We start from the raw sequence: 23,128 nt of genomic DNA, 5'->3' as shown, positions 1-23,128 counted from the left end.
CACAATCGCATCGTTTTGTCGTATGCTCGGGCTATCTTTTTTTAGGGGCAGGACATCATCATGGGTAATCGACTTTCCAAAATCGCCACACGCACCGGGGACGACGGCAGCACCGGCCTCGGCGACGGCAGCCGCACCGGCAAGGACAGCGCCCGCATCCACGCCCTGGGCGAAGTCGACGAGCTCAATTCCTTCGTCGGCCTGCTGCTGTGCGAAGACATGCCGCCCGAGATGCGCGACGAGCTGGTCTCGATCCAGCACGACCTGTTCGACCTGGGCGGCGAGCTGTGCATCCCCGGCTACCAGATGATCAAGGACGAGCACGTGGCGCGCCTGGACGGCCTGCTCGAGAAATACAATGCCGACCTGCCGATCCTGAAGGAATTCATCCTGCCGGCCGGCTCGCGCGCGGCCTCCACCGCCCACGTCTGCCGCACCGTCTGCCGCCGCGCCGAGCGCGCCATCGTTGCCTTGTCCAAGACGGACACGCTTAACCCGCAGCCGCGCCAGTACGTGAACCGTTTATCCGACCTGATGTTCGTGCTGGCGCGCGTGCTGAATCGCTACGCCGGCGGCAGCGACGTGCTCTGGAATCACGAGCGCAAGCGCGGTTAAGAGGTGTCGATGGCCGGCAGTACGCTGTTCGACGTCCGTTTCTACACGGCCGGGGCCAACTGGCCGAGCAATCCCTACCGCCTGCGCGGCAAGGGGACGCTCGAAGTCCAGGACGATTTCGTGATCGTGCGCGGCACCAGCCAGCGCTCCTTCCGCATGCCCAAGCGCGAGGAACACCGCCTGCGCCGGGTCGACATCGTCAACGCCTGGGCCAACGGCCAGGACGTGCGCTTCGACGTACTCGGCGTGAAGGGCGACGTGACGGTCGGTTTCAGCGTGGCCGACCGCGAAACGGCCGCGCGCATCGTCGCCCTGCTCCCCACCCGCCAGACCGAGCAGTTCGTGCAGGAGCACGAGGAAAACGCCGTCTTCCACGACCGCATCGACTACTGGAGTCCGTCGACGCCGGTGATCTGGGGCCTGCTGACGGCGAACATCGGCATCTTCGTCCTGATGTGGCTGGCGCGCCAGACCTACCAGAACGCCCTGGAGGGACCGCTGCGCCAGCTGTTCGCGCTGAACCCGAACGTTTCCGCCCTGCTGCACGCCCAGCAGCTGGTGGAATGGGGGTCGAACGTGGGCCGCCTGACCTTGAACGGACAATGGTGGCGCCTGGTCAGCTCGATGTTCCTGCATGGGAGCATCTGGCACCTGGGCTTCAATATGCTGGCGCTGTGGCAGGTCGGACGACTCACCGAACGCATCTTCGGCAGCAGCCGTTTCGTGGCCCTCTACCTGCTGGCCGGACTCTCCGGCAGCCTCGCCAGCGTACTGTGGAACCCGCACGTGAACAGCGTCGGCGCCTCGGGTGCGATCTTCGGCATCATCGGCGGCCTGTTCGCCTTCCTCAGCCGTTCGAACAGCGGCGTGCCGCCGACCGTGGTGAGCGAGCTGCGCTCTTCCCTCCTGCCCTTCCTGCTGTTCAGCCTATGGATGGGCTTCGTGTACCCGCACACCGATAACGCCGCGCATATCGGCGGGCTGGTCGGGGGCTGGCTGGCCGGCTTCCTGCTGGCGCGTTCGATTCATCTGCCGGAGCAAAAGCAGGTGTAAGCAGGCGCCTTACGGACGAAAAAAGAGCGGGCATGTGCCCGCTCTTTTGCATTGCGGCGAACCGCGCTTACACCTTGGCGGCGCGCTTGCGAACAACGACGCCGGCGCCCAGCATCGCGATGCCGAACAGGGCCAGCGAACCTGGCTCAGGCACTTCGTTCAGTTTGAACTGGCCATTGTTCGAAATGAAGAGGTGCTCGCCGGCCACGTTTGCATACGCGTCACCGTTGCAGCCAACGCCGGTGAAGCCGGCAAACTGGCAGGCGACTTCGTCGACCAGGGTCTCGTCAGGGTCGGAAACCGTATTGGCATTGGTAAAGGCGAACGCCATGATCGACTCGGTCGACAGATCCTGGCCGTTTTCACGGAAGAAGTAGCCCGCGTCCAGACTGCCGGCAGCGGCCGAGGCGAACACCGTCACTTGACCATTGGACACAGGGTTACCGCTGGCATCGACGCTGCCGCCACCGCCCGCCATGACAGTGAACTCGGCGATCTGGTTGCCGAGGTTGGCACCGTAGAAGCCTTCCGTCGAAGCGTATTGGCCATTGACCGGATTCTGGTACATGCGGATGGTGCCACCGCTGAAGGTAAAGTTGCCACTGAAATTACCGGTCCCAGTCCCTTCGAACGTGGCAGTGATATTGCCGCCTGGGAAGTTTACCGGGAACAGCCTGCCATTGCTGTCAGCCTGGACAATGTTGAACACTGCGTGCTCGGTGAACGAGAAACTGGTGCCGCCCGTTGACGTGAGATCGATGAACGCATTGCCGTTTACGTCGAGATACTCGTTGATCGTCTGGCCGCCGGCGAAACCGCCGCCGGACGGGTTGAAGACCCAGTTATTCAACACGGTGGCAGCGTTTGCGCCTCCCGCGAGCGACATTGCAACTGCAGAAGCACAAGCCAATTTCTTAAGAAATTTCATGATCGTCATCCTCTGTTCGTGGTTGATCGGGCAATGGCACAGCACTTCACTACTAGCAACCACCGTACCAGCGTACGGACGACCTTACAGATCAATCACTTACATACTTTCGTTATCTCATCAATAAGAAAATTGTAAAAAAATCCGACGAATAAGTTGCAGATATTTAATGATTCTGGGAAGGATTTATTTCCAGTATTCCACTCCAATAATGTTCGAAAAAATCGATTAAATATCCGCAAATATTCCGTTTTTCACATCATCGCTGGCCGCGCATAATGGCTCCATCGCAGCGAACATGAGGCGAAACGCAGCAAAGAACGGCAGAGCCAGGCATCGAAGCCTTCGATGCTTAGGCCGCGACCAATCACACTGAGGAGAACACCATGAACAGCCCAAAACTCGAAGTCCTGACCCCACATAACTCGCAGCTGATCATCATCGATCACCAGCCACAGATGGCCTTCGGCGTGCAGTCGATCGACCGCCAGACCCTGAAGAACAACGTGGTGGGCCTGGCCAAGGCGGCAAAAGCCTTCGGCATCCCGACCATCATCACCACCGTCGAGACGGATTCCTTCTCCGGCAAGACCTACCCCGAAATCCTGGACGTGTTCCCGGACCACGTCATCCTCGAGCGCACCTCGATGAATTCCTGGGATGACCAGAAAGTGCGCGATGCCCTGGCAAAGAACGGCAAGAAGAAAATCATCGTCGCCGGCCTCTGGACCGAAGTGTGCAACACCACCTTCGCCCTGTCCGCCATGCTGGAAGGCGACTACGAGATCTACATGGTGGCCGACGCTTCCGGCGGCACCTCGAAGGATGCCCACGACTTCGCCATGCAGCGCATGGTGCAGGCCGGGGTGGTGCCGGTGACCTGGCAGCAGGTGCTGCTGGAGTGGCAGCGCGACTGGAAGAACCGCGACACCTATGATGCGGTCATGAAGATCGTGACCGAACACTCGGGCGCCTACGGCATGGGCGTCGACTACGCCTACACGATGGTGCACAAGGCGCAAGCCCGCAACCAGAGCCACAACGAGGTGCTGGCGCCCGTCGCTGCGCCAGTCCGCTAAACGTACTTACGGTCCGCCGCGGCGGACCGCTTACCATCACAGCGCATCATTCGGGAGACAGACCATGCAGGCACAGGCCAACGCGAGCGCGACGCTCATCCTCACCAACGGCGTCTTCGCCACCCTCGACCGCGAGAACCCGCAAGCCAGCGCGGTCGCCATCCGCGACGGCCGCTTCCTCGCCGTCGGCGACGCCGAACAGGTCATGCGCCACCGCGGCGCCGCTACCTGCGTCATCGACCTGGACGGCCGCACCGTGATCCCCGGCCTGAATGATTCGCACATCCACCTGATCCGCGGTGGCCTGAACTACAACCTGGAACTGCGCTGGGAAGGCGTGCCTTCGCTGGCCGACGCGCTGCGCATGTTGAAGAACCAGGCCGACCGCACCCCCCACCCGCAGTGGGTGCGCGTGGTCGGCGGCTGGAGCGAATTCCAGTTCGCCGAAAAGCGCATGCCGACGCTCGAGGAGATCAACGCCGCCGCGCCCGATACCCCCGTCTTCATCCTGCACCTGTACGACCGCGCCCTGCTCAACCGCGCCGCACTGCGCGCCGTCGGCTATACCAGGGACACGCCGAATCCGCCGGGCGGCGAAATCCAGCGCGATGCCGCGGGCAATCCGACCGGCATGCTGATCGCCCGCCCGAATGCAATGATCCTGTACGCCACCCTGGCCAAGGGCCCGACGCTGCCCTACGACCTGCAGGTGAACTCCACGCGCCAGTTCATGCGCGAACTGAACCGCCTGGGCCTCACCAGCGCGATCGACGCCGGCGGCGGCTTCCAGAACTACCCGGACGACTATGCCGTCATCGAGGAACTCGATCGCAACAAGCAGCTCACCATTCGCATCGCCTATAACCTGTTCACCCAGAACAAGGGCCAGGAACTGGAAGACTTCCAGCGCTGGACCGGCATGGTCAAACCGGGCGAAGGCAGCGACTACTACCGCCACAACGGCGCCGGCGAGATGCTGGTGTTCTCGGCGGCCGACTTCGAAGACTTCCTGGAGCCGCGCCCGGAGCTGGCGGCCGGCATGGAAGACGAACTGGAAAAGGTCGTGCGCCACCTGGTCGAGAACCGCTGGCCGTTCCGCCTGCACGCGACCTACGACGAATCGATCACGCGCATGCTGGACGTCTTCGAGAAGGTCAACCGCGACATCCCCTTCAACGGCCTGCACTGGATGTTCGACCATTGCGAGACCATCAGCGAGCGCAATATCGAGCGCGTGAAAGTGCTGGGTGGCGGCATCGCGATCCAGCACCGCATGGCCTTCCAGGGCGAGTACTTCGTCGACCGCTACGGCAAGCAGGCCGCCAGCGCCACGCCGCCCGTAAAACACATGCTGGAGTCCGGCGTGCCGGTCGGCGCCGGCACCGACGCCACCCGCGTGGCCAGCTACAACCCGTGGACGGCGCTGTACTGGCTGGTCTCGGGTCGCACGGTCGGCGGCCTGCCGCTGTACGGAGACAATGGCCTGCTGCCGCGTACGACGGCGCTGGAACTCTGGACCTCGGGCAGCGCCTGGTTCTCGAACGAGCAGGGGCGCAAGGGCCAGATCAGGGAAGGCATGCTGGCCGATGTGGCGGTGCTGTCGCAGGATTTCTTTACGGTGGACGAAGAAGCCATCAAGTCGATCGAATCGGTGCTGACGGTGGTCGGCGGGAACGTCGTCTACGGTGCGGCCGAATTCACCAGCCTGGGACCGCCGCCGATCCCGGTGCTGCCGGAGTGGTCGCCGGTGAGTAAAGTGCCGGGCCACTGGCGCAAGGCCCCCCCGCAAGCACAGGTCGCCCTGCCCCATCAGTGTAGCGGTCCCTGCGGCGTGCACGCCCACAGCCACGACCGCGCGCGCAAATCGAGCGTGCCGGTGTCGAATTTCGGCGGCTTCTGGGGCGCCCTCGGTTGCAGCTGCTTCGCGTTCTGATCATGAAGACGGCTCAATTTCAACGCGCCCAAGGTGTCGGCATGGGCTTCCTGGCCGGCTATGTCGACACCCTCGGCTTCATCGCCCTGTTCGGTCTTTTTACCGCCCACGTCACCGGCAACTTCGTGCTGATCGCGGCGGCCCTGGCCGATCCGGCGCAGACGCCCTCGCTGTTGAAGCTGCTGGCCTTCCCCGCCTTTATCCTCGGCGTGGCGGCGGCCCGCCTGCTGGTGGCCAACTGCGAACGGCGCGGCGCGCCGGCCACCAAGCCGGTCTATTTGCTGCAGCTGGTGCTGCTGCTGGGCTTCATGGTGTGCGGCATGCTGGGCGAGCCGGTGCAACGCAGCGTGGGTGGATTCGCCTTCACCGCCGGCCTGCTGGGCGCGGCCGCAATGGGCGCCCACAGCGCGGCCAGCAAGCTGCTCCTGAGCCACCTGGCGCCGACCTCGATGATGACCGGGAACGTGACCCAGCTCGTGATCGACACCGTCGACCGCCTGCGCGGTGCCGCCGACGCCGCGACCAAGGCGCGCTGCGCCAAGTTCTTCTGGCCGGTGCTGGCCTTTGCGCTGGGCTGTGCCGCGGCGGCCTTCGCCTACCGCGCCTTCGGCTTCGTCGCGCTGATCGTGCCGAACGCGATACTATGCCTGCACCTGTGGCTGCCCGAACCGGAGCAAACATGAACAAGAACCGCCTGGAAGCCTTCAGCGACGGCGTCATCGCCATCATCATCACGATCATGGTGCTGGAACTGAAGGTCCCGCACAACGCCAGCTTCAACGCCCTGCTGCCGCTGTGGCCCGTCTTCATGAGCTACGTGCTGAGTTTCATCTACGTCGGCATCTACTGGAGCAACCACCATCACATGATGCATGCGGTGGACGAGGTCAGCGGCGGCGTGTTGTGGGCCAACCTGCATTTGCTGTTCTGGCTGTCGCTGGTCCCTTTTGTGACTGCGTGGACGGGCGAAAACCATTTCGAGACCGGGCCGACCGTCGCCTACGGCTTCGTGCTGTTCATGGCCGCCACCGCGTATTCGCTGCTGGTGCGCAGGCTGATCGCCCATCACGACAAGAACACGACCCTGGCCGACGCCATCGGCGAGGATCGCAAGGGCAAGATCTCGCTCGTGCTCTATTTGGCAGGGATCGTTCTCTCCTGGTTCGCGGCCTGGGCGGGCTTCCTGGTGTATGTGGGCGTGGCGGTGATGTGGCTGATTCCGGACCGGCGGATCGAGAAGAAGGTGGTCGAGGAAGAACAGAAGGAAGGGGAAGGAGCGCCGTCCTGACCGGCGCTCCCGATACCCCCGTAAGGGGCGGTGCGATGCGGCGCGCGCCGCATCGGGCTGTTACCAGGTATAGCCGGCCTTCAGGTAGAAGTAGCGGCCGTTGAAGCCGTTCGGCGCCCACACGCTGTACGGCTGGGTGCCGTTCACGTTCAGGTTGGCGAGCGAGGTCACCTGCGCCGGGTAGCGGTTGGTGACGTTGTCGATGCCGGCCGTCAGGCGCCACTGGCGGGCGACGCGCACGCTGGCGGCCAGGTCGAGCACCCATTGCGGATCGTAGTTCTGGTCCAGCGCCGGATCGTTCTGCGGCACCGTGAAGCTGCCGTAGCGCGTGACGACGGCGCGGCCGTTCCAGATGCCTTGCGTGTAGTCGCCCGCCAGGCTCAGCTTGTCCTTCGGCGAACCGACGGTCAGGCGGTTGACGGTCTGGCGGTCGACCAGGCGCAGGCCCTGTGCGGACAGCACGGCCGGCGAGTCCGACACGCGCTGCACTTCGTTGTCGTTGTGGTTGTAGGCCAGCGTCAGGTCGGCACGCGCGCCCTGCTGCAGGTTCAGGCGATAGGTGCTGACGACGTCCACGCCCTTGGTACGGGTATCGACCGCGTTGGTGAAGTAACGCGCGGCGCCCACGTACACGCCCTGCGCGGCCAGTGCGCTGGCCAGTGCCGGCGCATTCGCCAGTTGCAGGTTCGACGAGAAGACGATGCGGTCGTCGATGTCGATGCGGTACAGGTCGACCGTCGTGGTCCAGTTGCGGGTCGGCTGCCATTGCGCGCCGATGCTCAGGTTGCGTGCCTTTTCCGCCTGCAGCGGCTGGGCGCCGAGCGCGCGCGCCGCGGCGCTGCCGACCGGGAAGGTACCTGTTTCGACCAGGGCGCTGGCGCCGTTCACCAGCAGCGTATTGGTCGTCGTGATGGTATAGAAGGACTGGGCCAGCGAAGGCGCGCGGAAGCCGCTCGATGCCGTGCCGCGCAGCGCGAAGGTCGGCGTGAAGGCATAGCGGGCCGATGCCTTGGCCGAGCTGGTGCTGCCGAAATCGCTGTAGCGCTCATGGCGCAGCGCCAGGGCGCCGGACAGGTCCTTCGTGATGTCGCCTTCCAGGTTCAGGTACACCGACTTGTTGTTGCGGCTGTTCTTGCCGGCGTTCTCAGGACGGAAGCCCGAGTAGCCCTGGGCGCCCGAGCCGAAGTACGAATTCGGTTCGCCCGCGCCGATCTCGTACGATTCGTGGCGTGCTTCCAGGCCCAGTGCCACCGTCAGCGGGCCGCTCATGAAGGACACGGGGAACTCGCGCGCCACGTCCAGGTTGGCCAGGCTCTGGGTCGAGGTCAGCTCGCCGGCATAGAAGCGGGTCGGGCTGGTAGCGCCCAGGCTGTAGTTGACCGAATTGTCGACGTCCAGCGAGAAGCGGTTGCGGCCATGGTTCAGGCTCGCGTCCCAGCGCCAGCCGGCCAGCTCGCCGCGCAGGCCGGTCACCAGCGAGGCGTCCGTGGAGGTGCTGTCGAGCAGCGGCTGGAAGCCTTCCGGATACAGGCTGGAACGCAGCGTGGTGCGGTCATTGCTGGTGTAGGCGGTACGGAATACGGCAGCCGACGAGGTCTTGCGCTCGCCGTAGTTGGCGAAGGCGTACCAGTCGATCGCGTCGTTGACCTTGACCTGGCTGTTGACGAACAGCGTGCGCGGACGGCTATCCGGATCGCCGTAGCGCTGGGTCACGGTGCCCTGGCGTGGACCGGCGGAGGCACGCGGATCGGCGAACGCACGGTTGGTGGCATTGCGATCGGCCGCTTCGACGGCCACGCGCACCCAGCCATCCTGGCCGAGGTTAAAACCGGCGGAGCCGCGCACGGTGGCCTGCTCGCCGTCGCCCTTGTCGAACTGGCCGTAGACGACTTCGGCTTCGCCGCCTTCCGCGCCCTTCTTGAGGATGATGTTGACGACGCCGGCGATGGCATCCGAACCGTATTGGGCTGCCGCGCCGTCGCGCAGTACCTCGATGCGCTCGATCGCCGCCAGCGGGATCGCATTCAGGTCGACCGGAGCCGAGCCGCGGCCGAGGGTGCCGTTGACGTTGACGACGGCGGAAGTGTGGCGGCGCTTGCCGTTGACCAGCACCAGGGTCTGGTCAGGCGACAGGCCGCGCAATTGCGCCGGACGCACCGCGTCGCTGGCGTCGGCGCCGCTCGGGCGCGGGAAGTTCATCGACGGCAGCAGGCGCGCCAGCACGGTTGCCAGTTCGCCGGAACCGGTGCTCAGCAATTCCTTGCTGCCGATGACGTCGACCGGCGATTCGGAATCGAGGGTGCGGCGGTTCAGCGAGCGGGTGCCGGTGACGACGACCGACTGCATCGGTGCGGCGGCGGGGTCCTGTTGTTGCGGTTGTTGCGTGTCCTGGGCGAAGGCGACGGTCGGGGCCAGCGAGGCGACCAGGCTGAGGACGAAGACGGCGCGGGCCGGATTGGTGTGGGGGTGCTTGCAGCTCATGGGTTTTCTCTGTGTTCTTGCATGGTTGCGGCGGCGCTGCGGCAGCCGGGGGGAAGCAAGCTTAACAGTGGCGGAATGTGGGCGCCAATAACGAATACGCTTATGCTTATGCACCGGATCGGGGAGAGCGCAGCGCCAGCGCGACACCGGCACAGGTCAAGCCCATCGCCAGGAGCTCTTTCGCACCGAGCGCTTCGCCCAGGCTGAAGGCGGCGGCCAGGACGCCGACCACCGGCGTCAGCAAGGTGGCAATCGATGCCAGTGCAGGCGGCAGGCGGCGCAGCGCGGCGAACCAGGTGACGTAACACAGGCCCATCGGCACCAGCGTCATGTACACCATGGCCGCCAGCCCCTTGCCGCTGAGTGCATGTGGATCGGGATGTTCGACCAGCAGGCCGAACAGGAACATCGGCAGGCAGCCCAGCGCCAGCTGCCACACGACCGCGGCCAGCGGCGCAATCGGAAGCGGCTTCAGGACGATGGTCCCGAGTGCGAACAGCAAGGCCGCGCCCAGCGCGAACAGGACGCCGGGAAGCTGGTCCGGCCGGATGCCGCTGTCCGCGCCTGCGAACAACAGTGCAATCCCCGACAGGCAGAGCACCAGTCCGGCCAGGCTCGCCGCGGCCGGCCGCTTGCCGAGCACGGGCCAGGCCAGCAGGGTCGCCCAGACCGGCATCGTATAGACCAGCAGCGCGCCCTGCCCCGCGCTGAGCCAGCTGATGGAGAGCGTCGCGAAACCCATCCAGGCGAAGATGTTGAGGAAGGCGGCCAGTGCCAGCTTGCCCCACAAGGCGCGCGGCACGCTCAAACGCTGGCCGGCCTGGAGCGCGACCAGGGCGATCAGCAGCGCCGCGCACAGGCCGGACGTGCCCCGCGCGAACAGGGGCGGCCACTCCTGCAGCAGGAACTTCATCGCCGGCCAGTTCAGGCCCCACCCGACCGAGGTCACGAGCAGGCATAGCAGGCCGATGGAGCGGGCGTTCGAAGTGCTCACACTTCGCCCTCCCCGTCGCCCGACAGGTCCCCGCCCCGTGCACGCAGGATGGCGGACAGGCGCTGCATGACCGGCGAGATATACCCGGTGCGCCGAAAGGTCAGGCCAAGGCGGCGGCGCATCGTCGTCTCGGGCAGCGCGACCTCGCGTACGTTCGCGCGGCCCGAAAGCAGGTTGAAACGGGTCATGAAGCCGAGCAGCGGGGTCTTTTCCAGGATCGGCAGGATCATGTTCAGGACGTTCGATTCGACCTGGACCTGCGGGCGCGGCAAGCCGTTGCGCTCGAAGGTCTGGTCCAGGAACTGGCGCGAGGCCACGCCGGTGGCCGGCAAGATCCACTTGTAGGCCTGCAGGTCGCGCAGCGTGTATTCGCCGGCGAAGATGGGGTGCTCGCCCGACGCCATTACGACGACCACGTCTTCGGCGAACTGTTCGGACTCCAGCTCCTCATCGTTGTCGACCACCGGCCCCACCACCAGGTCGAGCTGTCCTTCGCGCAGCGCGCGCAGGATCGGGTCATTCATCGCCACCATCAGGTCGAGCTTGACCTCGGGCGCCTCGGCCAGCAGATCCTGCAGCACGGCCGGCATCAGGTGCTCGGCCAGGGTCGGCACGCAGCCGACGCGGATCGTGCCGCGCAGGCCGCTGGCATGCTCCTGCAGCTCGCGCGAGGTGTCCTCGACCATGATCGCCAGCCGCTTCGCGCGCGCCAGCAGCGCCGTCCCGGCCGCCGTCAGGCGCATGTGGCGCCCGCTTTTTTCGAACAGCTGCGCGCCCAGGTCGGCTTCCAGGCGGTCGATGCATTTGGTGAGCGCGGGCTGGGTGCGGAACAGGCGCTCGGCGGCACGTCCCAGGTTGCCTTCGGCGGCGATCACTTCGAAGTAGCGCAGGTCGCGGAAGTCCATGAACTATTCCTGAAAGTTTAGGAATTTAAAAAATAAGTGAATATACATTATAGATTGCCCTTCCTATACTCGGATCCATACAAACCACGTGCCGCCAACGAGCAAGACACGGGAGCAGGACCGGAGACACGCATTACCCCCAGCATTGCACCAATCGGTACGGCTGTTTCCTGTCGATGCGCCCGTGCGCAGTACCTGCCGCTGCGGTACGCCGCATCACTCCATCGACAAGGATCCAGCATGAGCCAGTTTTCCCTCCCTGAAGTCATCCGCGATTTCGATCGCGTCGACCCTGCCCTGGTCAAGGCCGCAGCCAACTACCAGGCCTCGATCCTGGCCGACGTGGCCGGCCGCCGCGGCACCCTGAGCAGCCGCGTCGCGCCGCTGTCCCCGGGCATGCGCATCGCCGGCCCGGCGCTGACGGTCGAAGTGCGCCCCGGCGACAACCTCATGATCCACGCCGCGATGTCGATCGCCAAACCGGGCGACGTGCTGGTCATCGACGGCAAGGGCGACGAGACCTGCGCGCTGATGGGCGAGATCATGGTGTCGCAGTGCATGGCCCTGGGCCTGGCCGGCGTCGTCATCTACGGCTCGGTGCGCGACACCGAAGCCATCCGCGAACTCGGCTTCCCGGTGTTCGCCGTCGGCGCCAATCCGAATGGCCCGACGAAAATGGTGCCGGGCCGCGTCAACTGGCCGATCTCGGTCGGCGGCGCGGTCGTCCATCCGGGTGACCTGATCGTCGCCGACGCCGACGGCGTGGTCGTGGTCGAGACCAGCAAGGCCGGCGTGGTGGTCGAGCTGGCAGCCAAGAAGGTCGCCGACGAGACGGCGCGCCTGGAAGGCATCCGCAGCGGCGCCCAGCTGCGCCCGACCTGGCTCGACGACGCCCTGCGCAAGGCCGGCGTGGTGATGGAAGGAGCCGCATCGTGCGCATCGTAACTAAGGACGTCATCCTCGTTACCGGCGCCGACCTGGCTCCGCAAGCGCTCGCCTTGCTGACCGATTTCGACGTGGTCTACGCGGGTACCGGCAACGAATGCACCGAGGACGCGCTCGAAGCCCTGTGCCGCCAGCACGAACCGGTGGCGATCATCGTGCGCTACGGTAAGGTCTCGGCGCGCGTCATCGGCGCCTCGCCCAAGCTGCGCGTAATCTCGAAGCACGGCACCGGCATCGACAACATCGATTCAAACTTCGCCAAGTCGCACGGCATCGTGGTACGCGCCGCCACCGGCGCGAATGCAGCGGCCGTGGCCGAACACACCTGGGCCCTGATCCTGGCCTGCGCCAAGAACGTGGTGCAGCTCGACGGCCGCATGCGCGACGGCCACTGGGACAAGGCCACCCATAAGAGCCTGGAACTGAAGGGCCGCACCCTGGGCCTGGTCGGCCTGGGCGCGATCGGCCGCCGCGTGGCCGACGTCGGCATCGCGCTGGGCATGCGCGTGGTCGCATTCGATCCGTATGCCGCCAGCGTCCCGGAATCGATCGAGCGGCGCGCACTGAACGAGGTGATCGCAGAGTCCGACGTCCTGTCCCTGCACTGCCCGCTCACCGCGGACAACGCCAACATGATCAATGCGCAGAGCCTGGCGAGCATGCGCGACGGCGCGCTCGTCGTGAACACCGCCCGCGGCGGCCTGATCGACGAGGCCGCGCTGGCCGAAGCCCTGAAAAGCGGCAAGCTGCGAGCGGCGGGTCTGGACAGCTTCCAGGTCGAGCCCTTCGTCGCAGGGGGGCACGCCTTCACCGGCCTGCATAATGCGATCCTGTCGCCGCACATCGGCGGCGTGACATCGGACGCGTATGTGGGCATGGGCACGGCGGCCGCACGCAACATCCTGGACGAGCTGGCCGTGACGGCCTGACGTAACGCGCCCGCATTGCGTCCGGCGCGCTGCGGGAAGATATTGATAATAAAGGAGACCCCATGAACGCACTGACCCGCAGCATCCTCGCCCTTGCCCTGGCTGGCGCCAGCACGCTGGCCTCGGCCGAAACGGCCTGGCCGAAACAGCCGATCCGCCTGATCGTGCCCTTCCCGCCAGGCGGCGGCACCGACATCATCGCCCGCGTCGTCAGCAACAAGCTGACCGAAACGCGCAAATGGGTGATCGTGGTCGACAACCGTCCCGGCGCCGGCGGCAACATCGGCATGGACCTGGTCGCCAAGTCGAAACCCGACGGCTACACCATCGGCCTCGGCCAGACCTCCAACCTGGCCGTGAATCCGACCCTGTACGCCAAGCTGCCCTACGATCCGGTGAAGGATTTCACTCCGATCGGCACCGTGGCCGACGCGCCGCTGGTGCTGGTGGTAGCCAGCAGCTCGCCGTACAAGACGCTGGCCGACGTGGTCGCCGCCGCCAAGGCCAAGCCTGGCGTCGTGACCCTGGCCACCCCCGGCAACGGCACGGTGGCGCACCTGACCGGAGAACTGTTCCAGAAGGCGGCCCACATCGACCTCCAGCACGTGCCTTATAAGGGCTCGGCGCAGGCGATCACCGACCTGCTGGGCGGCTCGGTACAGGTCTTCATGTCCTCGATCCCGACCGCGCTGTCGCAGATCCGCGCCGGCACCATGCGCCCGCTGGCGGTGACCTCGTCGAAACGCGCGGACGACCTGCCGAACGTCCCGACCATCAACGAATCCGGCTACGCGGGCTTCGACGCCCGCACCTGGTTCGGCCTGGTCGCTCCGGCCGGCACCCCGGCGCCCGTGGTGGCCCAGCTGAACGCCGAGATCAACAAGGTGCTGGCGATGCCGGAGATCCGCAAGAAGATCACCGTCGAAGGCGGCGACGTCATGGGCGGCAGCCCCGAGCAGTTCGGCACGCTGATCAAGACCGAAATCCCGCGCTGGGGCAAGGTCGTCAAGGATTCCGGCGCCCGCGTCGACTGATCCGGTTTCATCCCCCGTCCGCCATCGCGCGGACTCGCTTCCTGACATAAAAATTTATCCGCGCCTGAACGCGGAGGACCCGTGCCGTCCGTCGCTTCACGCGGCGGAGCGGCAGGGGTCACCACACACGGAGATAACACAATGAAGAAGACTCACATCGCGCTCGCCCTGGCCTTGCTGGCCGCCGCCAACGTCCACGCCCAGACCAGCGTCACGGTCTACGGCTCGATCGATGCGAGCGTGCGCTACCAGACCAATGTGGACGCCGAAGGCAACGGCCTGGCCAGCGTCGCATCGGGCCAATACTATTCGAACCGCCTGGGCTTTCGCGGCGTGGAAGACCTGGGTGGCGGCCTGAAGGCCCGCTTCACCCTCGAGAGCGGCTTCGGCAGCGATACCGGCGCCCTCGACAACACGAACAACGTGCTGTTCAACCGTACGGCTTCCGTCGGCCTCGGCGGCGCCTGGGGCAATGTCGACATCGGCCGCATCTACACGATCGCCTTCCGCACCGAAAAATTCCTCGACCCCTTCGACCATCACTACACTCCGATCGTGCCGCTGTCCTCGGGCGCCGGCACCACCCTGCCGGCCGCGGCCAGGACCGCCGGCCTCGGCGCGGGCGCCTCGGCCGGCACCCGCTTCAACAACGACATCCAGTACTCCCTCGCGAAGGGGCCGCTGACCCTGCGCGCCGAGTACGCGCCAGGCGAGGTCGCGGGCGACGCCGGCCGCGGTTCGGCGCGCGCCGTCGGCGTCCAATACGACAACAAGTCCCTGCTGGCGGCCGGCGTCTACACCCAGCGCGAAACCACTACCGGCTTCAAGAACCGCGCCTATGTGATCGGCGCCGGCTTCGTCGCCGCCGGCACCACGGTCAAGGTCGGCCATTCGCGCGAAAAACAGGACGCCGCCGGCACCGACTACCGCAACCAGGTCAGCTGGGCCGGCGCCAGCCGCGACGTGGCGCCCGCCTTGGAGGCGACCGTCGCCTTCTATCGCTCGCGCTACAACGGTCCCGCCGCCGCCGAAGGCAAGCGCGACCTGCTCCTCTTTGGCCTCAGCTACGCGTTCTCGAAGCGCACCAACCTGTACGCCGAACTGGACCTGAACCGCTACGACGGTGCGCTGATCCCGTCCAGCGGCCAGGAGCGCCAGCGCGGCACCTCGTTCGGCATCAACCACCTGTTCTGAGGCCGCTATGCAGATCAGAAACCAGAAGGACTTCTGGGCCGGCCTGATGTACGTCGCCTTCGGCGCCGGCTTCGCGCTGGTCGGCAGGGGCTACGCGCTGGGCACGGCCGAGCGCATGGGTCCCGGCTACTTCCCGGCCATCGTCGGCATGGTACTTGTCGTGATCGGCATCGGCGTCGCCTTCGGTGCCCTCGCCAAAACGGCGGCCGTGGAAAAGGTGGGCAAATTCGCCTGGTCGACCCTGCTGCTGATCGTCGGTCCGGTGGTGCTGTTCGGCCTCGTGCTCGAACCATTGGGGCTGGTCGCCAGCCTGGTGCTGCTGGTCTGCATCTCCAGCTATGCCAGCCATGAATTCGGCTGGAAGGCCGCGCTCGGGAACGCGGCCGCGCTGGTGGCGCTCTCGCTGTTCGTGTTCGTCTACCTGCTGGACCTGCAGTTCCCGCTGTGGCCGGCTTTTGTGACCGCCTGAGGAGACCATCATGGACGCATTCCTTTACCACCTCTCGATCGGTTTCTCGGCGGTGCTGGCCATGGAGCCGGTCACGCTGTTCGGCATCACCGCGAACATCCCGGTGAATCTGCTCTACTGCTTCATCGGCGCCGTGATCGGCACGCTGATCGGCGTGCTGCCGGGCCTCGGCCCGGTCGCCACCATCGCCATGCTGCTGCCGGCCACCTATGCGCTGCCGCCGCTCGGCGGCCTGATCATGCTGGCCGGGATTTATTACGGCGCCCAGTACGGCGGCTCGACCACGGCGATTCTCGTCAACCTGCCTGGCGAGACCTCCTCGGTCGTGACCTGCATCGACGGCTACCAGATGGCGCGGCGCGGACGGGCCGGGGTGGCCCTCAGTACCGCGGCGATCGGCTCCTTCCTGGCCGGCTGCGCCGGCATCCTGCTGCTGGCCGCCTTCGCGGTGCCGCTGGCGAAGGTCGCCTTCAAGTTCGGGCCGGCGGAGTACTTCTCGCTGATGGTGCTGGGCCTGATCGGCGCGGTCGTGCTGGCCTCGGGCAACCTGCTGAAAGCGATCGGCATGATCTGCCTGGGCCTCCTCGGCGGAATCGTCGGCACCGACGTCAACTCGGGCGTGGCGCGCTTCACCTTCGACGTGCCGGAACTCTCGGACGGCATCGGCTTCGTCGCCGTGGCGATGGGCGTGTTCGGCTTCGCCGAGGTGATCCGCAACCTCGAACAGAAGGAGCACCGCGAAGTCTTCACCAACAAGGTGACCAGCATGTTCCCGACGCGCGAAGACGTCAAGCGCATGATTGCGCCGATGCTGCGCGGTACCTTGCTCGGCTCCGCGCTGGGCGTGCTGCCCGGCGGCGGCGCGTCATTGTCCGCCTTCGGGGCCTACTCGCTCGAAAAGAAGATGAGCCGCAACCGCGCCGAATTCGGCAAGGGTGCGATCGAGGGCGTGGCCGCGCCGGAATCGGCGAACAACGCCGCGGCCCAGACCTCCTTCATTCCCCTGCTGACGCTCGGCATTCCGCCGAACCCGGTAATGGCTTTGATGGTGGGCGCGATGACGATCCATAACATCCAGCCCGGCCCGCAGGTGATGACGACCAGCCCGACCCTGTTCTGGGGCCTGATCGTCTCGATGTGGTTCGGTAACCTGATGCTGATCATCCTGAACCTGCCGCTGGTCGGCATCTGGGTCAAGCTGCTGAAGGTGCCGTACAAGCTGCTGTATCCTGCAATCCTGGTGTTCTGCTGCATCGGCGTGTATTCGGTGAATAATACGGTGTTCGATGTCTTCATGACGGCGGGCTTCGGCATCCTGGGCTACGTGTTCGCCAAACTCGGTTGCGAGGGCGCGCCCCTGATGCTGGGATTCGTGCTCGGGCCCATGATGGAGGAGAATTTCAGGCGTTCGCTGCTGCTGTCGCATGGCGACTTCAGCGTGTTCTTCAGCCGTCCGCTGTCGCTCGCCCTGCTGTGCGCGACGGCCCTGCTGATCGTGCTGGTCGCCCTTCCGGCGGTGAAGAAGAAGCGTACGGAGGCGTTCCAGGAAGAGTAATCACAGAGGGCGTGCCTGGCACGCCCATACTTCGCTTGCCCATGTCCGCTTCCGCCTCGCCCGATTCGCCTACTCCTTCCGTGCCGGCCTCGCTGGCACCCCTGCTCCACCCGACCTTCCGCATGCTGTGGGGCGCCTGGCTCGTCGCCAACCTGTGCATGTGGATGAACGACGTCGCCGCCGCCTGGATGATGACCTCGCTGACCCGCGAGCCCGTCTGGATCGCGCTGGTGCAGACCGCCTCCACCCTCCCCGTCTTCCTGCTCGGCCTGCCCAGCGGCGCCCTGGCCGACAACGTCGACCGCCGCCGCTACTTCATCCTGACCCAGTTCTGGGTCGCCGCCGTCGCCATCCTCACCTGCGTGGTGGTGCTGGCTGGCGCCATGACGGCGCCGCTCCTGCTGCTGCTCACCTTCGCCAACGGCATCGGCCTGGCGATGCGCTGGCCGGTGTTCGCCGCCATCGTGCCGGAACTGGTAACGCGCGCCCAGCTGCCGGCGGCGCTGGCCCTGAACGGCGTCGCCATGAATGCATCGCGCATCGCCGGCCCGCTGATCGCCGGCAGCGTCATCGCCAGCCTCGGCACGGTCTACGTGTTCGTGTTGAACGCCGTGCTCTCGGTGGCGACAGGCTGCGTGATCATGCGCTGGCGCCGCGAGCACATCCCGAATCCGCTGGGACGCGAACCGCTGCGCAGCGCGATCCGCGTCGGCGTGCAGTTCGTGTTTCAATCAGCGCGCGTAAAGGCGGTGCTGGCGCGGATCGCCGTGTTCTTCTTCCATTCCACCGCCGTGCTGGCCCTGCTGCCCCTGGTCGCGCGCGACCTGGACGGCAGCGCCGCCACCTTTACCATGCTGCTGGCCGCGATGGGCAGCGGCGCCATCGTCGCCGTGCTGTTCCTGCCGCGCCTGCGCCAGGCGATGACGCGCGACACGCTGGTACGCAACGGCGCCCTGCTGCATGCGGCCATGACCCTGGTCGTCGCGCTGAGCGGCAACTTGCTCCTCTCGATGCTCGCCATGTTCTTGTCGGGCACGGCCTGGATCACGACCGCCAATTCCTTGAGCGTCTCGATCCAGCTGGCCCTGCCCGACTGGGTGCGTGCACGCGGCATGGCGATCTACCAGATGGCCCTGATGGGCGCCAGCGCGCTGGGCGCCGCGGCCTGGGGTCAGTGGGCCAGCGTCGACAGCGTGCAGTACAGCCTGATCGTCGCGGCATTGACGGGCGCGATTGCGATGCCGGTCGTGCTGCGCCTGGTGCGCGACCCGGGCCAGGTCGAGAACCTGACTCCCGCCGCGCCCCTCAGCGTGCCGGTTGCCGAACGCACGCCGGAACAGGGCCGCATCGTCATCGCCATCACCTACCGCATCGATCCCGCCCGCGCCGACGAGTTCCTGGCCCTGATGCAGGAGAGCCGGCGCAGCCGCCTGGCGCAAGGCGCGCTGCGCTGGGAGCTGCTGCAGGACCTGAACGAGCCGGGGGTGTATGTCGAGCGCATCGTCGACGAGTCGTGGACCGAGCATCTGCGGCGGGTGCATCGGGTGACGGAGGCGGACGTGGCGCTCAGGGAGAGGAAGCTGGCCTTGCATATTGGGGAGGAGGTGCCGAGGTTGACGCGGCGGGTGATGGTGGCGCCGTGAGCAGATTTCTCATCCGGCGACGGGGCGAAAAGGAAATTTATTTTGCCGGAAGTTATCGTTAATTCCGCCGGGTTTACACGAAGAAGAGCGTTTACTGTCGAGTTTTTTTACACCATCCGTACGCTATCGAACATAGGTTTTTGTAAACTTATGATTACAAAAGAAATGTAACTCTGGCATGCAAAATGCATAGTGAGCTCTGCCGTAAATACGGCCTTATCAACTCACTAGGGGAAAAAAATGCATCGCTTGCTTCGCGCACTTGTGTTGCCCGTCTTGTTGGGAATGTCTGCCCTCCCTGCACACGCCACGATCGTAACCGTGTTCGGTTCCTTGTCGGATGGCGTGAACAACTACAACAATGTCGTCAATGCCGCCGGCGCTATCGCCAGTCACGACAAACTGGATAGTATTCCGCCCGGCACCAGCATCGTGCGGCCCGACTATACGATTACCCGCAACGGCGGCGGCTTTCTCTCGCCTACCACATATGGAAACCTGTCCGGCCAGGTCATCGATATTTCGCCTTTCGGATCGACCGGAGTCGGCGCCATCGACAGCGGCGTTACGCTGACTTTCAGTTCCGCCGTCAATGCGATCGGCTTCGAAGTGGGCGACTGGGGTACCTGCTGCCAGCCGTCGACCCTGTTCATCTCCTTTGACGATGGCGCGCCGATCCAGGTCGGCCGTTCGGAAGTCTTCGGCGATGTGTTCTTCGATGGCCTTGCCGAAGTATTTGTCGGCGCCTTCGACGATACCTCCTCGTTCAGCAAAGTGCAGTTCTGGGGCGACGGCATCGGTGAATTCCTGGTCTTCGGAGGCACGATCCATTACGCCCTGCTTGACCAGGGCAGCCTGCCGCCACCCAACGACGTACCGGAACCTGCTTCGCTGGCCTTGCTCGGCCTTGGCGCGATGGGAATCGCTGGCGCGCGCCGCCGTGCACGCCGCAACGGATGACGGACGCCGGCTGATCATCGAACACGGTGCCATCCCGCAGATGTCGGGAGCACCGTGACCTGGAAAGGCCGCGCCTGGCGTGGCCTTTTGCCTGAATCGAAAAGGGAAAACGGATGCCTTACCTGGAGCGACACGATGCGGGCCTGCGGGACATCGTTCAACGGGGTCTTGTTCTCGACGCCGAACGCGGCACCCTCAAGGCCTGGATCTACATGAAGGAGCATGGCGTCAGCGACACCGTGATGCTGCGTGTCCTGACGCGTCCGGACCAGCGGCGCCTGTCCGACACATCCGCATTGCGCAGCGCGCGCAGCGACGGACTGCCGCTGCGCTACCGGGAGGGATGACGACAGTCCGTTGATGGGCTGTCTAGTATCCGAGCAGGTTATGCCGGATCCTGACCAGGTGCTCCATGATCAGCCCCCGCGCCCTTTCCTCGTCGCGGTCCTTGAGCGCATTCACCAGCGCCCGGTGCTCCTGCTCATAAGCCCGGCGCCGCTCCGGCGTCAGGCTCCGCATTTTTAAAGCCCCCCAATCCCCTTGCTCGCGCACCCGGTTCATCAACTGGAACACCTGCTTGATGAAGGTGTTATGCGTCGCATCCGCAATCGCCTGGTGCAGCGCGCCATCCCACACCTCGAACTCCGGCATCGAGACCGCGTTCTCGCCGCGCGTGCAGCACTCCTCCATGCGCAGGAAGTCGGCGCTGGTGCCGTTGCGGACGATGAGGTTGGCGATCATCGGTTCGATGAGGATGCGCGCCTCCATCAGCTCGGCCGGGCTGGTGTGCATGCCGGACGCTTCGCTGTCGTCGGCTTCCAGCAGGGCCGCGGCTTCCTTCGACACATAGGTGCCGCTGCCGACCAGCTGCGTGATCAGCCCGCGCTCCTTGGCTTCGGCCAGCACCTGGCGCACCGCCGCGCGGCCGATCTGGTAGGTCTCGCTCAATTCGCGTTCGGTGGGGAGCTTGTCGCCGGCGCGCCAGTGGCCGGAGCGCATGTTGGCCAGCAATGCGGCCCGCAGCGCGACAGCGCCGTTCTGGTGTTTCATTCGTCTGCCTTGCAAGATAAATTGGTTTCATTTTAAACCAATTTTATCTTTGACTGAGGCTTTCAGCTGCGGTAAATTGGTTTTGGAGACAAACCATTTAAAACCAAAGCGAGGACCACATGCGCATTGCAACAATCGAAGTCCAGGGCGCTTCACGCGTCGTCATCGTCGACGAGGCCGGTGAGCGGTACTGGGATATCGCCGATGTCGTGCCCGGATTTGCGGGAGACATGCTCGACCTGATCAAGGCCACGCCCCATCCGGCACAGCAACTGAAGCCTGCGGGCCCCGGACAGCCGCTGGCCGGCGCGCGCCTGAAGGCGCCCTTGAACCGGCTGGACCGCAACCTGTTCCTGGTCGGGAAGAACTACCACGAGCACGCCAAGGAATTCAGCGGCTCCGGCTTCGACTCGTCGGCCCAGGTGGTGCCCTCGGCGCCGAACGTGTTCACCAAGCCGGCCAGCACCATCGTCGGGCCGCATGACGCGATCGAATCGCATCCGGCGGTGACGCAGCAGATGGACTACGAGGCCGAGCTGGCCGTCGTCATCGGCAAGGGCGGGCGTGGCATCCGCAAGGAAGACGCCTACGCCCACGTCTGGGGCTACACGGTCGTCAACGACGTCACCGCGCGCGACCTGCAGAAGCAGCACGGCCAGTGGTTCCTGGGTAAGTCGCTCGACACCTTCTGCCCGATGGGGCCGTGGATCGTCACCGCCGACGCGATCGATCCGGCCAACACCCGCGTGCAGTGCTGGGTCAACGAGGAGCTGCGCCAGGATGCCAACACGGCCGACCTGATCTTCGACATCCCGACCCTGATCGCCACCATCTCCGCCGGCATCGAGCTGAAGCCGGGCGACGTGATCGTCACCGGCACGCCGGTCGGCGTCGGCATCGGCTTCAAGCCGCCGAAGTTCCTGAAGGCCGGCGACGTGGTGCGCATCGCGATCGAGAACATCGGCACGATCGAGAACCGCGTCCGCTGAGCCTCGGCACCGCCGAGGACGTCATCCACCGAATTCAGAGCGAGTGAACACGATGAACATGCAATTCCTGAAACTGCCTCTCCTGGCCGCGGGACTGATCTGCGGCTCCGTTGCGAACCTGGTCCACGCGGCCGACGCCTACCCTTCCAAAGTCATCACGATGGTCGTCCCCTTCCCGCCCGGCGGGGTCGCCGATACCGTGGCGCGGCCGGTCGCCGCCGCCATGGAAAAGCACCTGAAGGGCAGCATCATCATCGAGAACAAGGGCGGCGCCGGCGGCGCCATCGGCATGGGGCAAGTGGCACGCGCCGCGCCGGACGGCTATACGGTGCTGATGGCGCTGTCCTCCATTTCCATCATTCCAGAAGCCGACAAGGTCACCGGCCGCAAGCCGCTGTACCAGATGGCGCAGCTGAAACCGGTCGCGCGCTTCACCGCCGACCCGACCGTGCTGGTGGTGCGCGCCGACAGCCCGTGGAAGACGCTGGCTGAATTCGTCGCGGCCGTGCGCAGTAAACCAGGCGCCTACAGCTTCGGCTCATCGGGCAACTACGGCACCATGCACGTGCCGATGGAAATGCTGAAGTCCGAGGCCAAGCTGCACCTGCTGCACGTTCCCTATACCGGCGCGGCGCCGGCTGTCATGGCCTTGCTGAGCGACCAGGTAACGGCCCTGTCGACCGGGCCGGCCAGCGTGGCGCAGCATGTCAAGGCGGGCAAGCTGCGCGTGCTGGCGCACTGGGGCAGCCAGCCGCTGGCGGCCTTCCCGGGCGTGCCGAGCCTGAAGGAAGCGGGGTATCCGGTGGAGTTCGCGCAGTGGTCGGGGCTGTTCGTCCCAAGCGAGACGCCGGATGCGGTGGTGGCCAAGCTGCGTGAAGCGGCGAAAGCGGCAGCCAACGATCCGCAGGTGCGGCAGGTGATGAACGGTGCGGGCAGCCCGCTGCAGTATCTGGATACGCCGGAGTTCCAGGCGTATATCGCGGAGGATTCCAAGAAGTTGAAGGAAGCCGTGCACAGGATCGGGAAGGTGGAATAGTTATTTGTTGGCTGTGGCGTAACGTAGGGCGGGCATGCCCGCGCGGTA

Annotated in this window: 22 protein-coding genes; 17 read left to right on the top strand and 5 right to left on the bottom strand. The window is 65.5% G+C overall.

The features are described 5' to 3' along the window. The first annotated feature begins 60 nt into the window (after positions 1 to 60). Together C2862_RS13830 and C2862_RS13825 are read left to right on the top strand one after the other, a co-directional pair. A complete protein-coding gene (locus C2862_RS13830; protein ID WP_136220711.1) occupies positions 61 to 615 on the top strand; it encodes a cob(I)yrinic acid a,c-diamide adenosyltransferase in 555 nt (184 codons plus the stop codon). A 9-nt stretch (positions 616 to 624) separates the two neighbouring features. After that, positions 625 to 1,668: a rhomboid family intramembrane serine protease gene (locus tag C2862_RS13825; protein ID WP_136220710.1), complete on the top strand. Its 1,044-nt coding sequence runs from the start codon at positions 625 to 627 to the stop codon at positions 1,666 to 1,668. A 67-nt stretch (positions 1,669 to 1,735) separates the two neighbouring features. Here C2862_RS13825 and pepA read toward each other — a convergent pair whose 3' ends face one another. Further along, entirely contained in the window at positions 1,736 to 2,605 is an 870-nt protein-coding gene (gene pepA, locus C2862_RS13820; protein WP_136220709.1) for a flocculation-associated PEP-CTERM protein PepA, read from the bottom strand. A gap of 377 nt (positions 2,606 to 2,982) precedes the next feature. On the opposite strand from pepA, the gene C2862_RS13815 reads away from it, so the two are divergent. From C2862_RS13815 to C2862_RS13800, 4 genes are all read left to right on the top strand, one after another. Then, on the top strand, positions 2,983 to 3,675 hold the full coding sequence (locus C2862_RS13815) for a hydrolase (protein WP_136220708.1): 693 nt from the start codon (positions 2,983 to 2,985) through the stop codon (positions 3,673 to 3,675). A 64-nt stretch (positions 3,676 to 3,739) separates the two neighbouring features. Beyond that, positions 3,740 to 5,608 (top strand): amidohydrolase, encoded by a 1,869-nt coding sequence (locus tag C2862_RS13810; RefSeq protein ID WP_136220707.1) that lies wholly within the window; start codon positions 3,740 to 3,742, stop codon positions 5,606 to 5,608. A 2-nt stretch (positions 5,609 to 5,610) separates the two neighbouring features. Further along, a complete protein-coding gene (locus C2862_RS13805) occupies positions 5,611 to 6,291 on the top strand; it encodes a YoaK family protein (RefSeq protein ID WP_136220706.1) in 681 nt (226 codons plus the stop codon). Continuing rightward, positions 6,288 to 6,896 (top strand): TMEM175 family protein, encoded by a 609-nt coding sequence (locus C2862_RS13800; protein WP_136220705.1) that lies wholly within the window; start codon positions 6,288 to 6,290, stop codon positions 6,894 to 6,896. The genes C2862_RS13805 and C2862_RS13800 overlap by 4 nt, the downstream gene beginning before the upstream one ends. A 60-nt stretch (positions 6,897 to 6,956) precedes the next feature. Here the strand turns inward: C2862_RS13800 and C2862_RS13795 are convergent, their stop codons facing one another. The 3 genes from C2862_RS13795 to C2862_RS13785 all read right to left on the bottom strand — a co-directional run bounded on the left by C2862_RS13795 (position 6,957) and on the right by C2862_RS13785 (position 11,276). Further along, on the bottom strand, positions 6,957 to 9,377 hold the full coding sequence (locus C2862_RS13795; RefSeq protein WP_168710061.1) for a TonB-dependent siderophore receptor: 2,421 nt from the start codon (positions 9,375 to 9,377) through the stop codon (positions 6,957 to 6,959). Positions 9,378 to 9,483: 106 nt separating this feature from the next. Beyond that, positions 9,484 to 10,371 carry a DMT family transporter gene (locus C2862_RS13790; RefSeq protein ID WP_229467426.1) on the bottom strand — a complete coding sequence of 296 codons (888 nt, stop codon included), beginning with the start codon at positions 10,369 to 10,371 and terminating at the stop codon, positions 9,484 to 9,486. Beyond that, a complete protein-coding gene (locus C2862_RS13785; protein WP_136220704.1) occupies positions 10,368 to 11,276 on the bottom strand; it encodes a LysR family transcriptional regulator in 909 nt (302 codons plus the stop codon). The genes C2862_RS13790 and C2862_RS13785 overlap by 4 nt, the downstream gene beginning before the upstream one ends. Before the next feature lie 240 nt (positions 11,277 to 11,516). Here C2862_RS13785 and C2862_RS13780 point away from each other — a divergent pair, with 240 nt between their 5' ends. The 9 genes from C2862_RS13780 (at position 11,517) to C2862_RS13740 (ending at position 20,352) form a co-directional block, all read left to right on the top strand. Next, positions 11,517 to 12,221, top strand: a complete 705-nt coding sequence (locus tag C2862_RS13780) for an RraA family protein (protein WP_136220703.1) — start codon at positions 11,517 to 11,519, stop codon at positions 12,219 to 12,221. Next, positions 12,209 to 13,150, top strand: a complete 942-nt coding sequence (locus C2862_RS13775) for a hydroxyacid dehydrogenase (RefSeq protein ID WP_136220702.1) — start codon at positions 12,209 to 12,211, stop codon at positions 13,148 to 13,150. Before C2862_RS13780 ends, C2862_RS13775 begins: the two co-directional genes overlap by 13 nt. Positions 13,151 to 13,212: 62 nt before the next feature. Further along, positions 13,213 to 14,184, top strand: a complete 972-nt coding sequence (locus C2862_RS13770) for a tripartite tricarboxylate transporter substrate binding protein (RefSeq protein ID WP_136220701.1) — start codon at positions 13,213 to 13,215, stop codon at positions 14,182 to 14,184. A gap of 141 nt (positions 14,185 to 14,325) precedes the next feature. After that, entirely contained in the window at positions 14,326 to 15,378 is a 1,053-nt protein-coding gene (locus tag C2862_RS13765) for a porin (RefSeq protein WP_136220700.1), read from the top strand. A gap of 7 nt (positions 15,379 to 15,385) precedes the next feature. Next, positions 15,386 to 15,847 carry a tripartite tricarboxylate transporter TctB family protein gene (locus C2862_RS13760; RefSeq protein ID WP_136220699.1) on the top strand — a complete coding sequence of 154 codons (462 nt, stop codon included), beginning with the start codon at positions 15,386 to 15,388 and terminating at the stop codon, positions 15,845 to 15,847. Positions 15,848 to 15,857: 10 nt separating this feature from the next. Beyond that, positions 15,858 to 17,402: a tripartite tricarboxylate transporter permease gene (locus C2862_RS13755; protein WP_136220698.1), complete on the top strand. Its 1,545-nt coding sequence runs from the start codon at positions 15,858 to 15,860 to the stop codon at positions 17,400 to 17,402. A 41-nt stretch (positions 17,403 to 17,443) separates the two neighbouring features. Continuing rightward, on the top strand, positions 17,444 to 19,045 hold the full coding sequence (locus C2862_RS13750; protein ID WP_136220697.1) for an MFS transporter: 1,602 nt from the start codon (positions 17,444 to 17,446) through the stop codon (positions 19,043 to 19,045). 321 nt (positions 19,046 to 19,366) lie between these two features. Next, positions 19,367 to 20,005 carry a PEP-CTERM sorting domain-containing protein gene (locus tag C2862_RS13745; RefSeq protein ID WP_210735982.1) on the top strand — a complete coding sequence of 213 codons (639 nt, stop codon included), beginning with the start codon at positions 19,367 to 19,369 and terminating at the stop codon, positions 20,003 to 20,005. Positions 20,006 to 20,118: 113 nt separating this feature from the next. Further along, complete coding sequence (locus C2862_RS13740; protein WP_136220695.1) at positions 20,119 to 20,352, top strand: hypothetical protein; 234 nt, start codon at positions 20,119 to 20,121, stop codon at positions 20,350 to 20,352. A gap of 22 nt (positions 20,353 to 20,374) precedes the next feature. On the opposite strand, the gene C2862_RS13735 is transcribed toward C2862_RS13740, so the two are convergent. Then, positions 20,375 to 21,055 (bottom strand): FadR/GntR family transcriptional regulator, encoded by a 681-nt coding sequence (locus C2862_RS13735; protein WP_136220694.1) that lies wholly within the window; start codon positions 21,053 to 21,055, stop codon positions 20,375 to 20,377. Positions 21,056 to 21,174: 119 nt separating this feature from the next. Between C2862_RS13735 and C2862_RS13730 the strand changes: the two genes are divergently transcribed. Next, entirely contained in the window at positions 21,175 to 22,044 is an 870-nt protein-coding gene (locus C2862_RS13730; protein ID WP_136220693.1) for a fumarylacetoacetate hydrolase family protein, read from the top strand. A 52-nt stretch (positions 22,045 to 22,096) separates the two neighbouring features. Further along, complete coding sequence (locus C2862_RS13725) at positions 22,097 to 23,080, top strand: tripartite tricarboxylate transporter substrate binding protein (RefSeq protein WP_136220692.1); 984 nt, start codon at positions 22,097 to 22,099, stop codon at positions 23,078 to 23,080. Positions 23,081 to 23,128 lie beyond the last annotated feature (48 nt).

Origin of the sequence: Massilia sp. Mn16-1_5, from assembly GCF_004798585.1 — a bacterium.
Lineage (GTDB): Bacteria > Pseudomonadota > Gammaproteobacteria > Burkholderiales > Burkholderiaceae_D > Telluria.
The sequence above is the reverse complement of the archived record's forward strand: the minus strand, read 5'-3'. Positions and strand labels throughout refer to the sequence as shown.